At 67.3% G+C, this 17,869-nt stretch carries 21 protein-coding genes; 11 read left to right on the top strand and 10 right to left on the bottom strand.

What is annotated here, in order from left to right:
- The first annotated feature begins 43 nt into the window (after nt 1-43).
- Nucleotides 44-1,156 carry an NADH:flavin oxidoreductase gene (locus D7325_RS11570; RefSeq protein ID WP_120995840.1) on the top strand — a complete coding sequence of 371 codons (1,113 nt, stop codon included), beginning with the start codon at nt 44-46 and terminating at the stop codon, nt 1,154-1,156.
- 57 nt (nt 1,157-1,213) lie between these two features.
- Here D7325_RS11570 and trxB read toward each other — a convergent pair whose 3' ends face one another.
- Nucleotides 1,214-2,158: a thioredoxin-disulfide reductase gene (trxB, locus tag D7325_RS11565; RefSeq protein WP_120995838.1), complete on the bottom strand. Its 945-nt coding sequence runs from the start codon at nt 2,156-2,158 to the stop codon at nt 1,214-1,216.
- Between the two features lie 240 nt (nt 2,159-2,398).
- Between trxB and cysZ the strand changes: the two genes are divergently transcribed.
- Nucleotides 2,399-3,148 carry a sulfate transporter CysZ gene (cysZ, locus tag D7325_RS11560; RefSeq protein ID WP_120995837.1) on the top strand — a complete coding sequence of 250 codons (750 nt, stop codon included), beginning with the start codon at nt 2,399-2,401 and terminating at the stop codon, nt 3,146-3,148.
- 115 nt (nt 3,149-3,263) lie between these two features.
- On the opposite strand, the gene D7325_RS11555 is transcribed toward cysZ, so the two are convergent.
- The 5 genes from D7325_RS11555 to D7325_RS11535 all read right to left on the bottom strand — a co-directional run bounded on the left by D7325_RS11555 (nt 3,264) and on the right by D7325_RS11535 (nt 5,822).
- Complete coding sequence (locus tag D7325_RS11555; RefSeq protein ID WP_120995835.1) at nt 3,264-3,608, bottom strand: HopJ type III effector protein; 345 nt, start codon at nt 3,606-3,608, stop codon at nt 3,264-3,266.
- Nucleotides 3,605-3,898, bottom strand: coding sequence for a DUF1244 domain-containing protein (locus D7325_RS11550; RefSeq protein WP_120995833.1), 294 nt, complete (start codon nt 3,896-3,898; stop codon nt 3,605-3,607). Before D7325_RS11550 ends, D7325_RS11555 begins: the two co-directional genes overlap by 4 nt.
- Before the next feature lie 83 nt (nt 3,899-3,981).
- Entirely contained in the window at nt 3,982-4,356 is a 375-nt protein-coding gene (gene folX / locus D7325_RS11545) for a dihydroneopterin triphosphate 2'-epimerase (RefSeq protein WP_120995831.1), read from the bottom strand.
- Between the two features lie 84 nt (nt 4,357-4,440).
- Nucleotides 4,441-5,148: a dihydromonapterin reductase gene (gene folM, locus D7325_RS11540; RefSeq protein WP_120995829.1), complete on the bottom strand. Its 708-nt coding sequence runs from the start codon at nt 5,146-5,148 to the stop codon at nt 4,441-4,443.
- A 50-nt stretch (nt 5,149-5,198) separates the two neighbouring features.
- Entirely contained in the window at nt 5,199-5,822 is a 624-nt protein-coding gene (locus tag D7325_RS11535; protein WP_120995826.1) for a PilZ domain-containing protein, read from the bottom strand.
- Between the two features lie 169 nt (nt 5,823-5,991).
- On the opposite strand from D7325_RS11535, the gene D7325_RS11530 reads away from it, so the two are divergent.
- The 3 genes from D7325_RS11530 to D7325_RS11520 all read left to right on the top strand — a co-directional run bounded on the left by D7325_RS11530 (nt 5,992) and on the right by D7325_RS11520 (nt 8,255).
- Complete coding sequence (locus D7325_RS11530; protein WP_120995824.1) at nt 5,992-6,444, top strand: flavodoxin; 453 nt, start codon at nt 5,992-5,994, stop codon at nt 6,442-6,444.
- Between the two features lie 147 nt (nt 6,445-6,591).
- Nucleotides 6,592-7,356, top strand: a complete 765-nt coding sequence (locus D7325_RS11525) for a class II aldolase/adducin family protein (protein WP_120996128.1) — start codon at nt 6,592-6,594, stop codon at nt 7,354-7,356.
- Nucleotides 7,353-8,255 carry an alpha/beta fold hydrolase gene (locus D7325_RS11520; protein WP_120995822.1) on the top strand — a complete coding sequence of 301 codons (903 nt, stop codon included), beginning with the start codon at nt 7,353-7,355 and terminating at the stop codon, nt 8,253-8,255. The genes D7325_RS11525 and D7325_RS11520 overlap by 4 nt, the downstream gene beginning before the upstream one ends.
- Here the strand turns inward: D7325_RS11520 and D7325_RS11515 are convergent.
- Genes D7325_RS11515 through olsB form a run of 3 tightly spaced genes read right to left on the bottom strand, consistent with a single transcriptional unit; the run spans nt 8,201 to nt 10,367 of the window.
- Complete coding sequence (locus D7325_RS11515; RefSeq protein WP_120995820.1) at nt 8,201-8,818, bottom strand: acyl carrier protein phosphodiesterase; 618 nt, start codon at nt 8,816-8,818, stop codon at nt 8,201-8,203. The two genes, D7325_RS11520 and D7325_RS11515, sit on opposite strands and share 55 nt — an antisense overlap.
- 41 nt (nt 8,819-8,859) lie before the next feature.
- Entirely contained in the window at nt 8,860-9,615 is a 756-nt protein-coding gene (locus tag D7325_RS11510) for a lysophospholipid acyltransferase family protein (protein WP_120995818.1), read from the bottom strand.
- Complete coding sequence (gene olsB, locus D7325_RS11505; protein WP_120995816.1) at nt 9,615-10,367, bottom strand: L-ornithine N(alpha)-acyltransferase; 753 nt, start codon at nt 10,365-10,367, stop codon at nt 9,615-9,617. Before olsB ends, D7325_RS11510 begins: the two co-directional genes overlap by 1 nt.
- A gap of 163 nt (nt 10,368-10,530) precedes the next feature.
- Here olsB and D7325_RS11500 point away from each other — a divergent pair, with 163 nt between their 5' ends.
- The 4 genes from D7325_RS11500 (at nt 10,531) to D7325_RS11485 (ending at nt 13,991) form a co-directional block, all read left to right on the top strand.
- A complete protein-coding gene (locus D7325_RS11500; protein WP_120995814.1) occupies nt 10,531-11,442 on the top strand; it encodes an acyl-CoA dehydrogenase middle domain-containing protein in 912 nt (303 codons plus the stop codon).
- A 78-nt stretch (nt 11,443-11,520) separates the two neighbouring features.
- Nucleotides 11,521-12,099, top strand: a complete 579-nt coding sequence (locus D7325_RS11495; protein WP_120995812.1) for a YceI family protein — start codon at nt 11,521-11,523, stop codon at nt 12,097-12,099.
- A gap of 73 nt (nt 12,100-12,172) precedes the next feature.
- Nucleotides 12,173-13,330: a phospholipase D-like domain-containing protein gene (locus D7325_RS11490; RefSeq protein ID WP_120995810.1), complete on the top strand. Its 1,158-nt coding sequence runs from the start codon at nt 12,173-12,175 to the stop codon at nt 13,328-13,330.
- A gap of 79 nt (nt 13,331-13,409) precedes the next feature.
- Nucleotides 13,410-13,991 (top strand): DJ-1/PfpI family protein, encoded by a 582-nt coding sequence (locus D7325_RS11485; protein WP_120995808.1) that lies wholly within the window; start codon nt 13,410-13,412, stop codon nt 13,989-13,991.
- 69 nt (nt 13,992-14,060) lie between these two features.
- Here D7325_RS11485 and D7325_RS11480 read toward each other — a convergent pair whose 3' ends face one another.
- Nucleotides 14,061-15,584 carry a fumarate hydratase gene (locus D7325_RS11480; protein WP_120995806.1) on the bottom strand — a complete coding sequence of 508 codons (1,524 nt, stop codon included), beginning with the start codon at nt 15,582-15,584 and terminating at the stop codon, nt 14,061-14,063.
- Between the two features lie 208 nt (nt 15,585-15,792).
- Between D7325_RS11480 and D7325_RS11475 the strand changes: the two genes are divergently transcribed.
- A complete protein-coding gene (locus D7325_RS11475; protein WP_120995804.1) occupies nt 15,793-16,923 on the top strand; it encodes a GGDEF domain-containing protein in 1,131 nt (376 codons plus the stop codon).
- Complete coding sequence (locus tag D7325_RS11470) at nt 16,916-17,857, top strand: iron-sulfur-binding ferredoxin reductase (protein ID WP_120995802.1); 942 nt, start codon at nt 16,916-16,918, stop codon at nt 17,855-17,857. Before D7325_RS11475 ends, D7325_RS11470 begins: the two co-directional genes overlap by 8 nt.
- Nucleotides 17,858-17,869: the final 12 nt, after the last annotated feature.

Raw genomic sequence — 17,869 nt, 5'->3', positions numbered from 1 at the left:
CCGAACGGGCGCCCGCCGTTGTCTTTCGGATGGAGTACCGCACATGAATGCCGCTGCCAAACCGCTGTTCCAACCGTTCGAGCTTGGCCCGCTGAGCCTGCCTACTCGCGTGGTAATGGCGCCGATGACCCGCTCGTTCTCGCCGGGCGGCGTGCCGAACGAGGCGGTCATCGAGTATTACCGTCGCCGCGCCGCCAGCGGCGTCGGGTTGATCGTCACCGAGGGCACCACGGTCGGCCACCCGGCCGCCAACGGTTATCCGAACGTTCCGCATTTCTACGGCGATGAAGCGCTGGCCGGCTGGAAGCGCGTGGTCGAGGCCGTCCACGCGGCCGGCGGGAAGATCGCGCCCCAGCTGTGGCATGTGGGCAACGTGCGCCGCCTGGGCACCGAGCCGGACCCGGCGGTACCGGGCTTCGGTCCGATGGAAAAAGTGAAGGACGGCAATGTCGTGGTTCATGGCATGACCCGGCAGGACATCCAGGACGTCATCGCCGCCTTCGCCCAGGCGGCCCGCGATGCCAAGGCGATCGGCATGGACGGCGTCGAGATTCACGGCGCGCACGGCTACCTGATCGACCAGTTCTTCTGGGAAGGCAGCAACCAGCGCACCGACGAGTACGGCGGCAGCCTGGCCAACCGTTCGCGGTTCGCCATCGAGCTGATCCGTGCGGTACGCGACGCCGTCGGCCCCGACTACCCGATCATCTTCCGGTTTTCCCAGTGGAAGCAGCAGGACTACAGCGCACGCCTGGTGCAGACGCCCGAGGAGCTGGGTGCCTTTCTCGAGCCGCTGTCGGCGGCGGGTGTCGACATCTTCCATTGCTCGACGCGGCGCTTCTGGATTCCGGAATTCGAAGGCTCCGACCTGAACCTGGCCGGCTGGACGCGCAAGCTCACCGGCAAGCCGACCATCACGGTGGGGAGCGTTGGCCTCGATGGCAGCGAGTTCACCCAGTTCTTCGGCAAGACCGACGAGGTCGCCCAGCCGGCGAGCCTGGACAGCCTGATCGAGCGGATGAATCGGCAGGAGTTCGATCTCGTCGCAGTCGGCCGGGCGCTGCTGGTCGACCCGGACTGGGCGCAGAAAGTACGCGACGGACGTGAGCAGGACATCCTGCCGTTCAGCCGCGAGGCGCTGAAAACCCTGGTGTGAGCGAGCCCGCTGAACGACGAACCGGCCAACTGGCCGGTTCGTCGTTCATGGGGTATGTCAGAGCAATCCGTCGAGGAAGCGTTCGGCATCGAGCGCGGCCATGCAGCCGGCCCCGGCCGAGGTGATCGCCTGGCGGTAGACCTGGTCGGCCACGTCACCGGCGGCGAATACGCCCGGTACGTTGGTCGCCGTCGCGTTGCCGTCGCGGCCGCCATTGACCACCAGATAACCCTCACGTAGCGCCAGTTGCCCTTCGAACAGGCCGGTATTGGGCGTATGCCCGATGGCGATGAAGAGGCCATCCACCTGAATGTCTTCCGCTCCCGCGGGCGTCGCGAGGCGCACGCCGGTCACGCCTGATGCATCGCCGAGCACGCTATCGACTTGAGCGTCGAGCTTGAGAACGATCCGGCCTTCGGCGACCCGCTCGCGCAGCTTGTCCTGCAGGATTTTCTCGGCGCGAAAGCCGTCGCGGCGATGGATGAGGGTGACGCTGCTGGCGATGTTCGCGAGATAAAGCGCTTCCTCGACGGCCGTGTTGCCGCCGCCGACCACGGCGACCGGACGGTTGCGGTAGAAGAAGCCATCGCATGTGGCGCACGCCGAGACGCCGCGGCCCATGAAGGCTTCTTCCGAGGGCAGGCCGAGGTAGCGGGCACTGGCGCCGGTCGCGATGATGAGCGCATCGCAGGTGTAGGTGGCGCTGTCGCCCCGCAGGGTGAACGGCCGGCCGGCCAGGTCCGCGGCATTGATGTGATCGAACACGATTTCGGTATCGAAGCGTTCGGCATGCGCCTGCATACGCGCCATCAACGCCGGGCCGGTCAGGTCATGCGGATCGCCCGGCCAGTTGTCGACTTCGGTGGTGGTGGTCAACTGGCCGCCGGCCTGCATGCCGGTGATCAGCAACGGCTTGAGGTTGGCCCGCGCGGCATACACCGCCGCGCTGTAGCCGGCCGGGCCAGAGCCAAGGATGATCAGGCGAGCGTGACGTACCGACATGGCGGACCTCCGGAATAAAAAGGGGCCATCCGAGCATCTTGGGGAAGGCTTGGGTGGATGGCCCCGTAAATCGATGGCGCAGAGCGTAGCGAGGCGGCGTTGCGGCGCCCAATGCCCTTGTTCGATGTCCCCGATAGGGCCGCTCTATGCCGGCCGGGCGCCGCTAGCTGGCGGGTCGCCTGCTTTCGTCACTTCGGCAAAGCCGGTAAGGTCGCGTCGCCATTCTCTTGGAGCCTTTGCATGCCCACCTCCGCTCTCACCGGCCCGCAGTGCCTGCGCGAAGGGTTCAGACTGGTGCTCAGTCCCGGTCTGCGCCAGTTCGTGATCCTGCCCGTGCTGGTCAATCTGATCATCTTCGCCGCGCTGATCTACTTCGCCGTGGCGCAGTTCGACGTCTGGCTCGAGGCCTTCATGCCGGCGCTGCCGCAGTGGCTGGCCTTCCTCGAATACCTGATCTGGCCGATCTTCGTGGCGCTGGTGGTGCTGATCGTGTTCTTCAGCTTCACCTTGTTCGCCACGATCGTGGCTGCGCCGTTCAACGGCTTCCTGGCGGAGAAGGTGGAAGTCGTGGTGCGCGGCGAAGACCTGTTCCCGCCGTTCCGCTGGTCGGAACTGGCGGCCATGCTGCCGCGAACCGTCGCGCGGGAACTGCGCAAGCTGCGCTATTTCCTGCCGCGGGCGATCGGCTTGCTGGTGCTGTCCTTCATTCCGGGGCTGAACCTCTTGGCCCCGCCGCTGTGGCTGGCGTTCGGTGTCTGGATGATGGCGGTCCAGTACATCGACTACCCGGCCGACAACCACAAGCTGGGCTGGGACGAGATGATGGGCTGGTTGAGGGAGCGACGCTGGCGCAGCCTGAGCTTCGGCGCCGTGACCTACGCCGCCCTGCTGGTGCCGGGGCTGAACGTGCTGGTGATGCCGGCGGCCGTCGCGGGCGCGACGGTGCTGTGGGTGCGTGAGGGTGGCAGGCGCCCGATCGTCCCGGTCTGAATCTCGGGGCCAGCCGGGCTGCTGAAGCTATCCGGCGGAGTGAGTCGAGCCGGTGGCGGTGAATGCCGGGCACCGGATCGACCGCCATGCCGTTTCGACGCGGCGTCGCTTCCGATCAGGCGGTCTTGCGTGACAGCGGCAGGCTGTCGAAGCGAACGCCGGCAAGGCCGTGCTGCATCAGGGCGCGGATGTTGCGATGGTCGTTGCCCGCGGGGTTGGCCAGTACGGCCCGGTAATGCTCGCCGAACGCCAGGAGGGCTTCTTCGTCGGTGAGCTTCTCCAGCAGGGCCAGGCCGAGCGTCTTGCAGGAGCCGGCGTTTTCATCGGCCGCGTTGCTTACCTCGCCGTTGACGAAGGCGCTCGGGCGATAGTCGTAGTGCGCCTCGACGAACGCCAGCGTGTCGGCGAACCGCGCCTCGCCGCTGCGCAGCTGCTGGCGAAAATCGCCCAGCGCACTCATGCGTCCTTCCCCTTGCCGAAGGCGGCTTGCTGCTCGGGCGTCGCTTCCTTCTGGTAGCGGCTTTTCCATTCGGCATAGGGCATGCCGTAGACCGCTTCGCGCGCCTGCTCCGGGCTGACCTCGATCTCCAGGTCGTCGGCGGCGGCCTTGTACCACTTGGACAGGCAGTTGCGGCAGAAACCGGCCAGGTTCATCAGCTCGATGTTCTGAACGTCCGGGCGGCTGCGCAGATGCTGGATCAGGCGGCGGAAAGCGGCTGCCTCGAGTTCGGTGCGTTGCTCGTCAGTCATGTTTCAGGCCTCTTGGCGGGGATCGGCGCGATCATAGCGCCGCCGGAAAGACGAGCCAAACGCGGCTCGCCGGGCAACGCTGCTCAATCGCGATGGGCAGCGAGGGTGATGGAGACGGACTCGGCGAAGCGCAGGGCGTGCGGTTTGTCCACCTCCACTTCGGCATAGCGCACCGAGGGATGGCGCATCACGAGATCGAGGATCTCCTGGGTCAGGCGCTCGAGCAGGGCGAAACGGTTTTCCTCGACGTGGGCGATGATCGCCTTGGTGATGGTCCGGTAGTTCAGCGCGTGATCGATGTCGTTGTCGCGCACCGCCGCGTCGGCGGGGTAGAGCACGGTCAGGTTGATCAACACGTCCTGCTTGTTGTTGATCTCCTCTTCCTTGATGCCGATGTAGGTGCGCAGGCTCAGGTCCTTGACACGGATGCGGGCCATGCCGGGTTCGAGTCGTGGCATGCGGGATACTCCTGGGTCGGTTCTGCGGCTCGGCCGCCGGATGCGCGGCAGTCTAACCCGCTCCGGCGCTGCCGAGCGACGCCGCTAGCGCAGGTGGCGGCCGCCGTTGAGGGTCAGGGTGGTGCCGGTGACGTAGGGGTTGTCGAGCAGGTGGCGAAGGCTTTGATAGACGACTTGGGGCCCCGGTTCGATGCCGAGCACCGACTTGGCCAATGCCTTGCGCCGGTAATCTTCATCGTCGCCCTCATTGAACTGGATGAGCGCCGGGGCGATGCCGTTGACCTTGATCGCCGGGCCGAGCCGTGCGGCGAACGACAGGGTGAGGTTGTCCAGGGCCGCCTTGCTGGCGGCGTAGGCGACGTGCTTGGCGCTGCCTTTGCGCGTCACGTCATCGCTGATGTGGACGATGTCGGCCGGTCCGCCATGGGCGAGCAGGTCGGCACATTGCAGGTTGATGAGGTAGGGAGCCTGGACATGGACCTGCATCATCCGGTGCATCGCGTGGGCAGGATCCGGTTCGTCGGCTGACCACTCGGAGGCGTTGTGGACGATCGCGCGCAACGCGCTGACCTGCGCCCTGAGCGTGCCGATGAAGGCGAAGATGCCCGCGTCGGTCGAGAAGTCGGCCTCAATGGCGATGGCGCCGCGCTGACGAAGGGCATCGAGGCCGGCGCGCTCGCGGCGGTAGGTGAAGATCACCGGCTGGCCGTCGTCGAGCAGGCGCTCGGCGCAGTAGCGGCCGATGCGCTGGCCAGCGCCGGTGATGAGGACGGGCAAGGGCGGGGCTGTCATGGCGCTCCATCAGGCTCGGGCCGGACGGCATGCCCGGCGCTGGCCGCAGCTTAACCCAGTTGCAGCGCGGGTTCGTTCAGCTCCGGATGACGGTGGCGATGTTCCTCGAACAGGTAGCGGCGGACACGCTCGGCGTCGCGCTCCTCGGCGAAGTCGACGGTGTAGGCGGTCAGGTCCGAGGCGACGTGGCGCACACGTCGTGCATCGACCGGCAGGGCCTCGCCTTCGGGCAGGGCGAGCATCAGATGGAATCGCTCGGGTGCGCTGCGCGATGGCTTGTTGCGCACCAGCAGGCCGCTGGGCGACAACTCCTTCACGCTGAGCGGGCTGCGGCTGCCGTCGACTTCGAGCAGGGGGAGCGGTGTTTCCAGTTGCAGGCGCCAGGCCCGTGGCACCGGGCCGCGCTCGTAGATCGTCGGCGCGCTCAGCGTCATCTGCAGGCTATGGAACTCGTCCTGCGCCAGGTGCATGGAGAAGGCGAGGCAGTACTGGTCGAACTGCGCCTGTAGCGTCAATCCGGCGTTGCCGACCAGGCGCATGAGGAAGTCGTTCGATTGCGGCCCGCCATCGACCCGGAAACTGGCCGTGGTGGTCGGCGTGCCGCGTCCGTTGGTGCCCATGAGGCTGCCGATGAATTCCAGCTCTTCGCTGGAGAGGATGTTCTGATCCGCCATGATCGTCCCTCGCTGGGGCGGTGCGAGACAGGCCGGCCCGGCCTGAGTCCCTGTGTACGCGAGGCATAGACCGCGCGGGGTGCCATTAGTTTGCCGGCCAGGCGGCGATCCGGTCGGCGATGGTGCGCTCAGTGCGGCATACTTCGCGCTTTCGATAGAGGAGAAGCAGATGAAGGTCGCCATCCTGTCCGGCACGGTTTACGGCACCGCCGAAGACGTCGCGCGGCACGCCGCCAACCAGCTCAAGGCCGCCGGTTTCGACACCTGGCACGGGCCTCGCGCGCAGTTGCAGGACATTCTCGAATTCGCCCCGCAGGCGCTGCTGGTGGTCACCTCGACGACCGGCATGGGCGAGCTGCCCGACGGGCTGTTGCCGTTGTACGGCCAGATTCGCGAGCGCGTGCCGGCCTGGCAGGGGCTGCCGGGCGGGGTCATCGCATTGGGCGACGCGAGCTATGGCGACACCTTCTGCGGCGGCGGCGAGCTGATCCGCGAGCTGTATGCCGAGCTCGGCGTGCGTGAGGTGATCGAGATGCTGCGCCTGGATGCCAGCGAGACGGTCACGCCGGAAAGCGACGCCGAACCCTGGCTGGAGCGCTTCGCCGAGGCGCTGCGCGGCTGAGACTGGCCCGCGCGGCCACCGAGGTGGCTGCCAAGGCGACTCAATTGCCGTCGGCGGCGCGGCTAGACTGTGGGGCACAAGAACAACACCCAAAGGTGCCCCATGCCCGCTTCGATGAACGTGCCCGCTTCGAACAAGCCCGCTTCGATGAACCCGTCCCCGCTGCGCCGCCAGGTCAGTGCCGAGGAATGGCAAACCCGCGTCGACCTCGCCGCCTGTTATCGCCTGATCGCGCTGCATGGCTGGGACGATCTGATCTTCACCCACATCTCGGCGAAGATTCCCGGTACCGAGCATTTCCTGATCAACCCCTACGGGCAGACCTTCGACGAGATCAGCGCGTCCAGCCTGGTCAGAATCGACCTCGCCGGGAACAAGCTCGACGACGGCCCCTACGACATCAACCCCGCCGGCTACACCATCCACAGCGCCATCCACGAGGTGCGCGAGGATGTCGCCTGCGTGCTGCACACGCACACCGCGGCCGGGGTGGCGGTGTCGGCGCAGCGCGACGGCCTGCTCCCGCTGAGCCAGCAATCGCTGTTCGTGCTCTCCGGCCTGGCGACCCATGGGTACGAAGGCGTGGCGCTCGACCATGACGAAAAAGCGCGGTTGCAGCGCGATCTTGGCCAGTGCGGCTTCATGCTGCTGCACAACCACGGCTTGCTCACCTGCGGCCCCAGCATTCCCGATACCTTCCTGATGATGTTCACCTTCCAGCGGGCGTGCGAAATCCAGGTCATGGCGCAGGCGGGCGGTGGCGCGCTCATTCCGATTCCGCAGGCGATACTCGATGGCGCGCGGGCGATGGCGGCGGGCGTCACGCGCAGCAAGAGCGGGCTGGGTGGCGCGCTGGCGTGGCCCGCCCTGCTGCGCAAGCTCGACAGGCTCAACCCGGGCTACGACGCATGACGACCCTGGCGGGCATCGCCCTCTCGCAGTGGCGGGCCGAGGGGCGGGACTTCAACTTTCAATGGCACCGCATCCGCTACTGGGAGGCGGGTGAGGGCGAGCCGTTGTTGCTCATCCACGGCTTTCCAACCGCGGCGTGGGACTGGCATTACCTGTGGCGGCCCTTGGCCGAGCGTTATCGGGTCATCGCCTGCGACATGCTCGGCTTCGGCGATTCGGCCAAGCCGCGCGGCCATCGCTACAGCCTGCTCGAGCAGGCCGACCTGCAACAGCACCTGCTGGCGCACCTGGGTGTCGACGGTCCGGTCCATCTGCTGGCGCACGACTACGGCGACAGCGTCGCGCAGGAGCTGCTCGCCCGCCATTGCGAAGGGCGCGGGCCGATCGCCAGTTGCGTGTTCCTCAATGGCGGTCTGTTCCCGGAAACGCACCACCCCGTCCGGGTGCAGAAGCTACTGTTGGGCCCGCTGGGGCCGATCGTCGCCCGGATGTTCAATCGCGACCGTCTGGCCCAGGGCTTGACCCGGGTCTTCGGCCCCGAGACGCCGCCCGGCGAGCGCGAGATCGATGCGTTCTGGAGCCTGCTGTCGGCGCACGACGGACCGGCCGTGATGCACCGGTTGATTCGCTACATCCCGGAGCGACGCCAGCAGCGCGAGCGCTGGGTGGCAGCGATGCAGCGCGCCGCGGTGCCGCTGCGAGTGATCGATGGTGCCCTCGACCCGGTGTCCGGCGCGCACATGGTTCGGCGCTACGAGGCGCTGATCGAACGCCCCGACTGCGTGCTGCTGGAGGGCATTGGCCATTACCCGCAGATCGAAGCGCCCGACGCCGTGCTCGAACACTACCTGGCGTTTCGTGCGGCGCTGTCGAGCGCGGCAGCCTCCATTGCCAGCTGACGTTCGGCGAAGGCCTGCAACTGCGCGTAGAACGCCTGGAAGTCATCGCTGAGCGGCCGGTAAAGCCGCTCCAGCTCCTGCATGCCGCCCGCCAGGCCTTCGGGTCGTGACAGGCGACGGCTCATGTTGGCGAGTACCTGCTCCAGTACGCCGAAGTCACGGTAGCTGCCGAGCCAGTCCTGTGCGGCCATGCGTGGCGCGATCACGGCTAACTTGCCGGGCAGGGCGGGTTCGCTGGAGAGCGCGAGATAGACGCGTCGGGTGAAGCGGTCGAGCGGCTCTTCGCTATACCCGGACCAGTGCGCGGCCAGGCAGTGATCGAAGAACAGGTCGATCAGGATGCCGGCATAACGGCGCCGCTCCGCTGGGAAGCGCGCCTTCGCCGCCAGCACCCGAGGGTGCGTATCGGTGAAGGCGTCGATCTGGCGGTGCAGGCGGATGCCGGCTTCGATGGCGTCGGCGTAGTCGCCCTTGAGCGGTCCCTTGACGAAATCGCCGTACAGGCTGCCGAGCAGTTCGGGCGGCGTGCTGCCGCCCAGGTGCAGGTGCGCGAGGTAGTTCATGGCGGCAGCTTAGCCGAGACCCGCCCGGCCGGCGCTACCGGTCAGGCAGCGTCCCGCTGAGTGGCGATCACGCCGAAGAGCGCAGTGGCGACCGCCGCCTGTGCCTGCGCCGCCATCGTGCCGCGGTCAAGGCCCGTCGAGCGAATCGGTGGCAGCAGGTGCACCTCGACGATCGCCCGGTCGGCTGCCAGAAGCCGGCGCAGATGGCTCAGCAAATCGTCGTCTCCGATGAAGGGTGCCAGCGGGTCGGGCGCGCCGTCGCGCCGATACCGGATCGCCACCGGCTGGACGGGCGTGCTCGTATCGATGGCGCAGGCCAGCAGGCGCGGATGGAAGGTCCGTAGCTGCTGACCATCGGTGGTCGTACCCTCGGGGAATATCACCAGCGAATGGCCTGTCTGCAGCCGCTCGGCCAGTTGCTGGTTGGTGCGCATGCCGTCGCCGGCGCCGCGGCGGATGAACAGCGTGCCGGCCTGGTGCGCCAGCCAGCCGGCGATCGGCCAGTCACGCACGTCCGCCTTGGACAGGAACGACAACGGCGCCAGCGAGCCCAGCACGGCGATGTCGACCCAGGACACATGGTTGCAAACCCACAGTGCCGGGCCGGGTGCGCAGCGGCCATGCACCTGTATGGTCAGCGGCAGCGCCCGTGCGAGGCGGCCGAGGAACCACTGGGTCCAGCGCTGTCGACGCGCGACGCCGGTACGCGGGCGACAGGCCAGCCAGGTAGCGACTGCCAGGCCGCCGGCGACCACACCAAGCAGGCGGCCCGCACGGGCCAGGGTATGCAGCGCCATCAGACCGCCGCCTTGAAGTGGCGTGCGTAGCGCGGGCAGAGGTCGGCGCGCTTGAGCAGGATGAACACGTCCGCGACCTGGAAGTCCGGGTCCCAGCAAGGTTCGCCGCACACCTTGGCGCCGAGTCGCATGTAGGCCTTGAGCAGCGGCGGCAGCTCGGCGGTCACGTTCGCGGGCACCTCTTGCGGTGGCAGCGGGTTGCGCGGTTCGGCGCGAAGATGGGCATGGCACAGGTAGCGCTCGCGCAGCCGCTGCATGACGGCGCGTGCCTGAATGCCGCCATCGCGCATCGGGATGCTGGCACAACCCATCAGGTAGCCGTAACCGCCCTGGTTGAGCGCCTCGGCCAGCTCGCTCCAGAGCACGGCGATGGTGGCGCCGTTGCGGTAGGCCGGGTCGACGCAGGTGCGACCGATCTCGAGGATCGGCCCGTCCAGTTCGCCCAGGCCGTGGAGGCTGAATTCGCTTTCGCTGTAGAAACCGCCGAGCCGGCGTGCGGCCTGATGGTCGAGCAGCCGGGTAGTGGCGACCAGCATGCCGCTGTCCAGGTCGCGGACGCCCAGGTGGCTGCAGTGCGGGTCGTAGGGGTCCAGATCCAGGCGTTGCTCGGCGCCTGCGAGACGGGCACCGAATTCGCTGCTGAAGACGCGGTAGCGCAATCCTTGGGCTTCACGCAGGGCCTGTTCGCCGGACAGGCGTTCGGCCTGGAGGCGACGGGGTTGAACGGGGACACTGATTGCCATCATGGTCATGCGATCTCCTGTTGCGCCTGTGGCGCGGCTGGCAGTGCATCCGGCGCGCGGGAGTTGTTATGGTGTGGGCCGTCGATCCGGTGCACGCTCAGGCTAGGCAGGGGCAGTGGCACCTCCATGACAGGCCGGTGATGCTCCGATGACAGCCCACGAGGAAAACGCGATGCCCTGGCAAGCCTTGCTCGGCCCCCAATCACGACTCGACGCGACGCTCGCGCTGGACGCCTGGTACGCCCAGCTACGCGAACGGACCGGTTCCGCCACGCCCTTCCAGCAGGCGGTTCTCGGCGGGCGCCTGGCGGCCACGCCAGGGCTGGCCTTTTTCGCCGGCTATCAGGCGGCGCTGCGTGCGCTCTGGCCGTCGGCCCCGGACGGACCGGGCGGTCTGTGCGTGACGGAGCAGCGCCGGCTACGTCCGGCCGACCAGCACACCCGGCTCGAGGGCTTGCAGCTTCGCGGCGAGAAGGACTTCGTCACCGGCGGCACGGCCGCGCAGTGGCTGCTCGTCAGCGGGCGGGACGAAGCCGCCGGCGAGGCGGCGCACCTGAGCCTGTGCGTCGTCCATGTCGGCGATCCCGGCGTCACCCTCGCGCCAGGGCCGCAGCTGCCGTTGCTGCCCGACGTTCCGCATGCCCGCCTGCGATTGACCGATGCGTCCTGCGAGCGCCTGGCCGGCGATGGCTGGGAGGATTACGTCAAACCCTTCCGCACGCTGGAGGATGTGCATGTGCTCGCCGCGCTGGCGGCCTGGCTTTACGGCGTCTCGCTGGAGCAGTCGTGGCCGGGGGCGTTGTCGCTGCGCCTGGCAGCGCTATTGGCCGGACTCGGCGAAGCGGCGCGCGGCCCGGTTCGGGCGCCGCAGACCCATGTGCTGCTGGCCGGGCTGAATGCGACCTTCGATGCGCTGGCAGTGGAACTGGATCGGGCGCTCGGCGACAGCCCGCACGGCGTTGCCTGGCGGCGCGACCGCGCCGTGCTGGCGCTCGCCGGGGAGGCACGAGCGCGGCGTCTGGAAAAGGCGCTGGCTGCGTGCGGGCTGGACCTGGGCCTCGCCGGACCGGTAGCGGCTCGCTAGCGCCAGGGAACTCGCCCACGGCCCTCTGGCCTATAACTGGCGGACCCAGCGAACCGACCGTGAACGAGGAGAGTCCCCATGCGCCGCCGCTATCTGCTGCTCCTTCTGTCGCTGCTCAGCCCCTGGGCGATGGCTGACTGGCATGTCGAGCCCGACTATTCGCGCATCAGCTTCGTGTCGGTCAAGCGTGGCGATATCGCCGAGGTGCAGCGGTTCACCAACATCACCGGAATGATCGACGGTCAGGGCGCGGTGCGGGTGGTCATGCCGTTCGCCGACCTCGACAGCGGGCTGGCGCTGCGCGACGAGCGCATGCGCGATCTGCTGTTTCGCAGCGAGCGCTTTCCTCAGGCCGAGCTGGTCGGCCAGGTCGATCTGGCGCAGTGGGAGCAGCTGCCGGTCGGCGAGTCGGAAATCGGAACCGTCGACTTCGAACTCGATCTGCACGGCCACCAGCAGCGCCTGAAAGCCGACGTGATGGTCAGTCGCCTGGCCGAGAAGCGCATTCAGGTCGCGACGCTCGAGCCCGTGGTGCTGAAGGCTGAATTGTTCGACATGCAGGACGGCTTGAAGCGGCTGCGCGAGGTCGCCAACCTGCCGGCCATCGCATCCGAGGTTCCGGTTTCGGCAATTCTCGACTTCCAGCAGCGCCCATGAGGCGCACGAAAAGGACTTTCATGCCCAGTGTTCGTCTCGCTCCGGCTCGTCAGCGCACCCTGGAGCCATACCGATGAAACTTGCCGGCCCTGTATTCCAGTGGCACCCGGACAACCACTTTCGCTTGCTGGTCGACGGCCCGACTTTCTTCCCGCGCATGATCGAGGCCATCCGGCGCGCGGAACACCGCATCGATATCGAGCTGTACCTCGTAGAAGACGGCTACTGCGTGGACCGCATGATCGAGGTGCTCTGCCAGGCCGCCGCGCGGGGCGTGGAGATTCGCTGCCTGCTCGACGGCTTCGGCTGCCTGAACCTCAGTCAGGCCAATCGCAGGCGGCTGTCCGAGGTCGGTGTGGCGCTGCGCGTCTATAACCCGCTGTCGCTGCGCCTGCGCTTTCGCAACCTGCATCGCGATCACCGCAAGATCCTGCTGATCGATGACTGCATCGGCTTCGTCGGCGGCGCCGGCGTGACCGATGATTTCTGGAACCCGGAGAAGGGCGGTGCCTTCTGGCACGAGGCGATGGTAGAAATCAAAGGACCGGTGCTGGACGACTGGCAGGTCCTGTTCGACGGCCAGTGGCATTCGTGCATCGAGCGGCGCATCTGGCAGTTGCCGTTGCCGCGCAAGGCGCCGGACGTGCCGGACATCCCCTGGGGCGAGTCGGGCCATGGGCGGGTGGCCTATGCCGCGGCACGTCAGCATCGCGACGTGGTGCGCAGCCTGGTGCGGGCGATGGCGCAGGCGCGCGAGCGTATCTGGCTGACCACACCGTACTTTCTGCCCGGCGGCAAGCTGCGCCGGGCGATGTTTCGCGCCGCACGCCGTGGCGTCGACGTGCGCCTGGTGCTCACCGGCCGCAATACCGATCACCCGCCGGTCCGCTATGCCGGGCAGCGCTTCTATCCCGGCCTGCTCCGCGCCGGGGTGCGGATCTATGAATACCAGCCGCATTTCTCGCACCTGAAAATGGCGATGGTCGACGGTTGGGTGAGCGTCGGCTCCTGCAATTTCGACCATTGGAACCTGCGCTGGAACCTGGAAGCGAATCTGGAGGCGGTCGATCCGACGCTTGCCGGGCAGGTTCACGAATGCTTCAGCAACGATTTCGCCCAGAGCGAGCTGATCGACCTCGACGATTGGCGCGAACGCTCCTGGTTCACGCGGGTCAACCAGGCGTTCTGGGGCACGGTCGACCGCGTGGTGATGCGCTTCTTCAACGGCTGAGCGGCTGGCACAGAGGGTCTGGGCCGACTATGGTTCTGGACGCCGTTTCGGCAACAAGGCTCAACGAAGGAGAAACGCAATGGCCGCCAAGAACATCCTCCTGCTGGCCGGCGATTACGCCGAGGACTACGAAACGATGGTGCCCTTCCAGGCGCTACTGATGGTCGGCCACAAGGTGCACGCGGTCTGCCCGGGCAAGAAGGCCGGCGAGCACGTGCGCACCGCCATTCATGATTTCGAGGGCGACCAGACCTACAGCGAGAAGCCTGGGCATAACTTCGTGCTGAATTTCGATTTCGATCAGGTGCGGGCCGAGGCCTACGATGCGCTGGTGATTCCCGGTGGACGTGCGCCGGAGTACCTGCGCCTGAACGATCAGGTACTGGCGCTGGTCCGTGCGTTCGCCGAGGCGGGCAAGCCGATCGCCGCGGTCTGTCATGGGGCGCAACTGCTGGCGGCAGCCGGTGTGCTGGAAGGCCGAGCCTGCAGCGCCTATCCGGCCTGCGCGCCGGAGGTACGGCTGGCGGGCGGGCGTTTCGTCGAGATCGAGGTGGACCAGGCGCATACCGAGGGCAACCTCGTCACCGCGCCCGCCTGGCCTGCCCACCCGGCCTGGCTGGCGCAGTTCCTGGCCTTGCTGGGTACGCGCATCACGCTCTGATCGTCGCGGCCCCGGAAACGAGAAACCCGGCTTGATGGCCGGGTTTCTCGTTCATGCGTCGTCGCTGCGTCACTGCACTTCGACCGCGAGGTTCTCGGCGATCTTTTTCTGCCAGATCGCAGGGCCGGTGATATGCACCGACTCCCCGTTGGTGTCGACTGCAACGGTCACCGGCATGTCCTTGACCTCGAACTCGTAGATCGCCTCCATGCCCAGTTCCGGGAAGGCCAGGGTCTTCGAGCCCTTGATCGCCTGGGCGACGAGGTAGGCGGCGCCGCCGACGGCCATCAGGTAGACGGCCTTGTTGTCCCGGATTGCCTCGATGGCGATCGGGCCGCGCTCGGACTTGCCGATCATGCCCAGGAGGCCGGTGGTCTCCAGAATCTGGCGGGTGAACTTGTCCATGCGGGTCGCGGTGGTCGGGCCGGCCGGGCCGACCACTTCATCACCGACCGGATCGACCGGGCCGACGTAGTAAATGAAGCGACCCTTGAGGTCGACCGGTAGCGTCTCGCCCTTGTTGAGCATGTCGACCATGCGCTTGTGAGCGGCGTCGCGGCCGGTCAGCATCTTGCCGTTGAGCAGCAGGGTTTCGCCCGGCTTCCAGCTCTGCACGTCTTCCGGCGTGACGGTATCGAGGTCGACGCGGCGGGCGCTCGGGCCGGCTTCCCAGACGATCTCGGGGTAGGCATCCAGCGGCGGCGCTTCGAGGGCGGCCGGGCCGGAGCCATCGAGCACGAAGTGCGCATGCCGGGTGGCCGCGCAGTTGGGGATCATGCACACCGGCAGCGAGGCGGCGTGGGTCGGGTAGTCCTTGATCTTGATGTCGAGCACGGTGGTCAGGCCGCCGAGGCCCTGCGCGCCGATGCCGAGCTGGTTCACCTTGTCGAAGATTTCCAGGCGCAGCTCTTCCAGGCGGTTCTGCGGGCCGCGGGCCTTGAGTTCATGGATGTCGATCTCATCCATCAGCGATTCCTTGGCCAGCACCGCGGCCTTCTCGGCGGTGCCGCCGATGCCGATGCCGAGCATGCCGGGCGGGCACCAGCCGGCACCCATCGTCGGGACGGTCTTGAGCACCCAGTCGACGATCGAGTCGGACGGGTTGAGCATGGCCATCTTCGACTTGTTCTCGGAGCCGCCGCCCTTGGCCGCGACGTCCACCTCGACCTTGTCGCCGGGGACGATCGAGTAATGGATGACGGCCGGCGTGTTGTCCTTGGTGTTCTTACGGGAACCGGCCGGATCGGCGAGGATCGAAGCGCGAAGCACGTTCTCCGGCAGGTTGTAGGCGCGGCGTACGCCTTCGTTGATCATGTCGTCGACGCTCAGGGTGGCGCCGTCCCAGCGGACGTCCATGCCGACCTTGATGAACACCGTGACGATGCCGGTGTCCTGGCAGATCGGACGGTGCCCGGTGGCGCACATGCGCGAGTTGATCAGGATCTGCGCGATGGCATCGCGTGCCGCCGGGTTCTCCTCGCGCTGGTAGGCCTCGTGCATCGCCTGGATGAAATCGACGGGGTGGTAATAGGAGATGAACTGAAGGGCATCGGCGACGCTTTGAATCAGGTCGTCTTGCTTGATCACGGTCATGCAGCGCGTCCTCTGTCGGGGCTGTCGGGCGGGTCCGCGATGTCGGGACGGCCTGCCGGCCGAAGGCACCGCGGGAAATTTGGGGCGCGGCAGTATAGCGCGGCCGACGGACGGGCACATCCGCAGCCAGGGATGGCCGATGCGCAGCTAGGCTTTCATGGCGAGAAGGGATACATTGATGGCCAATTGCTACGATGGAATGGACGTCATGGGTTCGACACAAACCCAGCATCAGCGGTCGGAACTGCAGCAATTGCACCTCAAGCGCTTCGGCATGGCAGCCTTCAGCTATGGGCTGGCCCTGTTGCTGACCTGGATCACGGTCTTCGTCGGCTACTACGACGCGCCACCGTCCAGCGCCTTGCTCAGCTGTGTGCTGATCATCGCCAGCCAGCTGATCTTCCTCTGCCTGTTCGCCAGTGGCCAAAACCAGCGCTTCAAGGACCCGAGCCTGACCGAGGCGCAGGTGATGGTCGGGCTGCTGTGGGCGACCTACTTCCTGTCCAACCTCGGCAGCGCGCGCGGCTCGTTTCTCGTCCTTTATATCCTCGTGCTGGCGTTCGCGGTGTTCCTGCCGCCGTCGCTGTTCATGCGCTACGCTGCGCTGGCGCTATGCAGCTTCATCGGCGTCACGCTCTGGGATGTCCCGCAACACCGGCTGATCGAGCCGGAGATGGCGCTCCTGCAGGGCTGCATCCTGGCGGTGACGCTGGTCTGGCTGTGCCTGTTCGTCAGCTACGTGCATCGGCTTCGCCAGCGCATGCGGCAACGGCGGCTGGCACTCCAGGCGCACCAGGAAACCCTGCGCGGCATGATGCGCCAGCTCGAAGACCTGGCCACGACCGATGGGCTGACCGGTTTGCGCAATCGCCGGCATTTCGTGGTCGAGGCCGAGGCGGAGCTGCGTCGGCTGGGGCCGGGCCAGCAGAGCGGGCTGGCCATCATCGATCTCGATCATTTCAAGCGCATCAACGACTTGCATGGCCATGCGGTCGGCGATCGCGTTCTGCAATCGTTCGCTCACACGGCGACCGGCTGCCTGCGCGACGGCGATCTGCTGGCTCGTTATGGCGGCGAGGAGTTCGTCCTGCTGGTGCCGGGCGTGGATGCGGCGCAACTGGCCACCTGCTGCGAGCGCCTGCGCGAGGCGTATCGGTTGGCCGAGCCGGCCGATACGGCGATCAGTTCAGGCCATCTGAGCCTGTCGATCGGCATGACGCTGCTCCAGGGGGGCGATGACCTCGATCTGGCGCTGAGCCGGGCCGACCAGGCGCTCTATCGCGCCAAGCGGCGCGGACGCAACCGCTGCGAGGCGGACTGGATTTCCGCCCGTGCCTGAGCTGCGTTGCGGCGCGCATCGGTCGATCGCCGAACGCGGGGAAAACCTGCTGGACGCGCTCCATCGCGCCGGGCAGCGCGTTCCCTTCAGTTGCCGCGCCGGCAGCTGCCAGGTGTGCAAGGTGCGTTGCATCGAGGGTGAACCGATCGATCTCTTGCCCGACGTCCTCGACGCGGTGCAACGTCGCGAGGGCTGGCGCCTTGCCTGCCAGTGCCGTGTCGACGGCGACCTGCATGTCGAGCCGTTTTCGCCCGAGCGCGACGGGCAGCCGGCATGCGTGGAGCAGGCGGAGTGGCTGGCGGGCGAGGTGCTGCGGCTGCGCCTGTCGACCATCTCGCCGGTTCGCTATCGGCCCGGCCAGCACGCCGCGCTGTGGACCCCTTCGGGTCTGGCGCGCCGCTATTCGATGGCCAGCGTGCCTGGCGAGGAGAGCGGGCTGGAGTTTCACATCGATTGTTCGCGACCCGGTGCCTTCGCCTCGCACGCACGCACGCTCAGCGCAGGCGATCGCTTGCTGGTCGCGGATGTGCAGGGCGGGCCGCTGGCCTACGAGCCGGAATGGGACGATCAGCCATTGCTGCTGCTGGGTGGTGGCACTGGCCTGGCTCCGTTATGGAGCGTTGCGCGGCATGCGCTCGCCAAGGGACAGGTCGGGCCGATCAGGCTGGTGCACGTCGCACGGGACGCCTACCTGCGCGAACCCATGATGGCGTTGGCGGCGTCTCATCCGTCATTGAGCGTCGAGTGGCTGGATCGCAGCGGGCTTGCCCACCTGCTGGCCCAGGAGCGGCGGATGCCGAGGCGAACGATCGCCCTGGTATGCGGCAGCGAGGGTTTCGTGGACGCGTGCGTGCGAGGGCTGTACCTGGCGGGCTTGCCGCGCAATCAGGTCAGGGCCGAATGCTTCGTGAGCGGGAGCGGAACAGGCGCGTGAGGGGAGGGCGCG

Source organism: Stutzerimonas urumqiensis, from assembly GCF_003640395.1.
In the GTDB taxonomy this organism is placed as follows: Bacteria; Pseudomonadota; Gammaproteobacteria; order Pseudomonadales; family Pseudomonadaceae; genus Stutzerimonas; species Stutzerimonas urumqiensis.
Note: the sequence above shows the minus strand (reverse complement) of the source record. Positions and strands in the feature narration are given on the sequence as shown.

What these genes read in the sequence shown, in the direction of transcription:
- D7325_RS11495 (WP_120995812.1), top strand. Translation starts at nt 11,521, where the DNA reads ATGCGCCGCCGCTATCTGCTGCTCCTTCTGTCGCTGCTCAGCCCCTGG.
- olsB (WP_120995816.1), bottom strand. Translation starts at nt 10,367, where the DNA reads ATGACCATGATGGCAATCAGTGTCCCCGTTCAACCCCGTCGCCTCCAG.
- folM (WP_120995829.1), bottom strand. Translation starts at nt 5,148, where the DNA reads ATGACAGCCCCGCCCTTGCCCGTCCTCATCACCGGCGCTGGCCAGCGC.
- D7325_RS11535 (WP_120995826.1), bottom strand. Translation starts at nt 5,822, where the DNA reads ATGGCGGATCAGAACATCCTCTCCAGCGAAGAGCTGGAATTCATCGGC.
- D7325_RS11485 (WP_120995808.1), top strand. Translation starts at nt 13,410, where the DNA reads ATGGCCGCCAAGAACATCCTCCTGCTGGCCGGCGATTACGCCGAGGAC.
- D7325_RS11500 (WP_120995814.1), top strand. Translation starts at nt 10,531, where the DNA reads ATGCCCTGGCAAGCCTTGCTCGGCCCCCAATCACGACTCGACGCGACG.
- trxB (WP_120995838.1), bottom strand. Translation starts at nt 2,158, where the DNA reads ATGTCGGTACGTCACGCTCGCCTGATCATCCTTGGCTCTGGCCCGGCC.
- D7325_RS11530 (WP_120995824.1), top strand. Translation starts at nt 5,992, where the DNA reads ATGAAGGTCGCCATCCTGTCCGGCACGGTTTACGGCACCGCCGAAGAC.
- D7325_RS11520 (WP_120995822.1), top strand. Translation starts at nt 7,353, where the DNA reads ATGACGACCCTGGCGGGCATCGCCCTCTCGCAGTGGCGGGCCGAGGGG.
- D7325_RS11480 (WP_120995806.1), bottom strand. Translation starts at nt 15,584, where the DNA reads ATGACCGTGATCAAGCAAGACGACCTGATTCAAAGCGTCGCCGATGCC.
- D7325_RS11555 (WP_120995835.1), bottom strand. Translation starts at nt 3,608, where the DNA reads ATGAGTGCGCTGGGCGATTTTCGCCAGCAGCTGCGCAGCGGCGAGGCG.
- D7325_RS11570 (WP_120995840.1), top strand. Translation starts at nt 44, where the DNA reads ATGAATGCCGCTGCCAAACCGCTGTTCCAACCGTTCGAGCTTGGCCCG.
- D7325_RS11490 (WP_120995810.1), top strand. Translation starts at nt 12,173, where the DNA reads ATGAAACTTGCCGGCCCTGTATTCCAGTGGCACCCGGACAACCACTTT.
- D7325_RS11525 (WP_120996128.1), top strand. Translation starts at nt 6,592, where the DNA reads ATGAACCCGTCCCCGCTGCGCCGCCAGGTCAGTGCCGAGGAATGGCAA.
- D7325_RS11550 (WP_120995833.1), bottom strand. Translation starts at nt 3,898, where the DNA reads ATGACTGACGAGCAACGCACCGAACTCGAGGCAGCCGCTTTCCGCCGC.
- folX (WP_120995831.1), bottom strand. Translation starts at nt 4,356, where the DNA reads ATGCCACGACTCGAACCCGGCATGGCCCGCATCCGTGTCAAGGACCTG.
- cysZ (WP_120995837.1), top strand. Translation starts at nt 2,399, where the DNA reads ATGCCCACCTCCGCTCTCACCGGCCCGCAGTGCCTGCGCGAAGGGTTC.
- D7325_RS11515 (WP_120995820.1), bottom strand. Translation starts at nt 8,818, where the DNA reads ATGAACTACCTCGCGCACCTGCACCTGGGCGGCAGCACGCCGCCCGAA.
- D7325_RS11510 (WP_120995818.1), bottom strand. Translation starts at nt 9,615, where the DNA reads ATGGCGCTGCATACCCTGGCCCGTGCGGGCCGCCTGCTTGGTGTGGTC.
- D7325_RS11475 (WP_120995804.1), top strand. Translation starts at nt 15,793, where the DNA reads ATGGGTTCGACACAAACCCAGCATCAGCGGTCGGAACTGCAGCAATTG.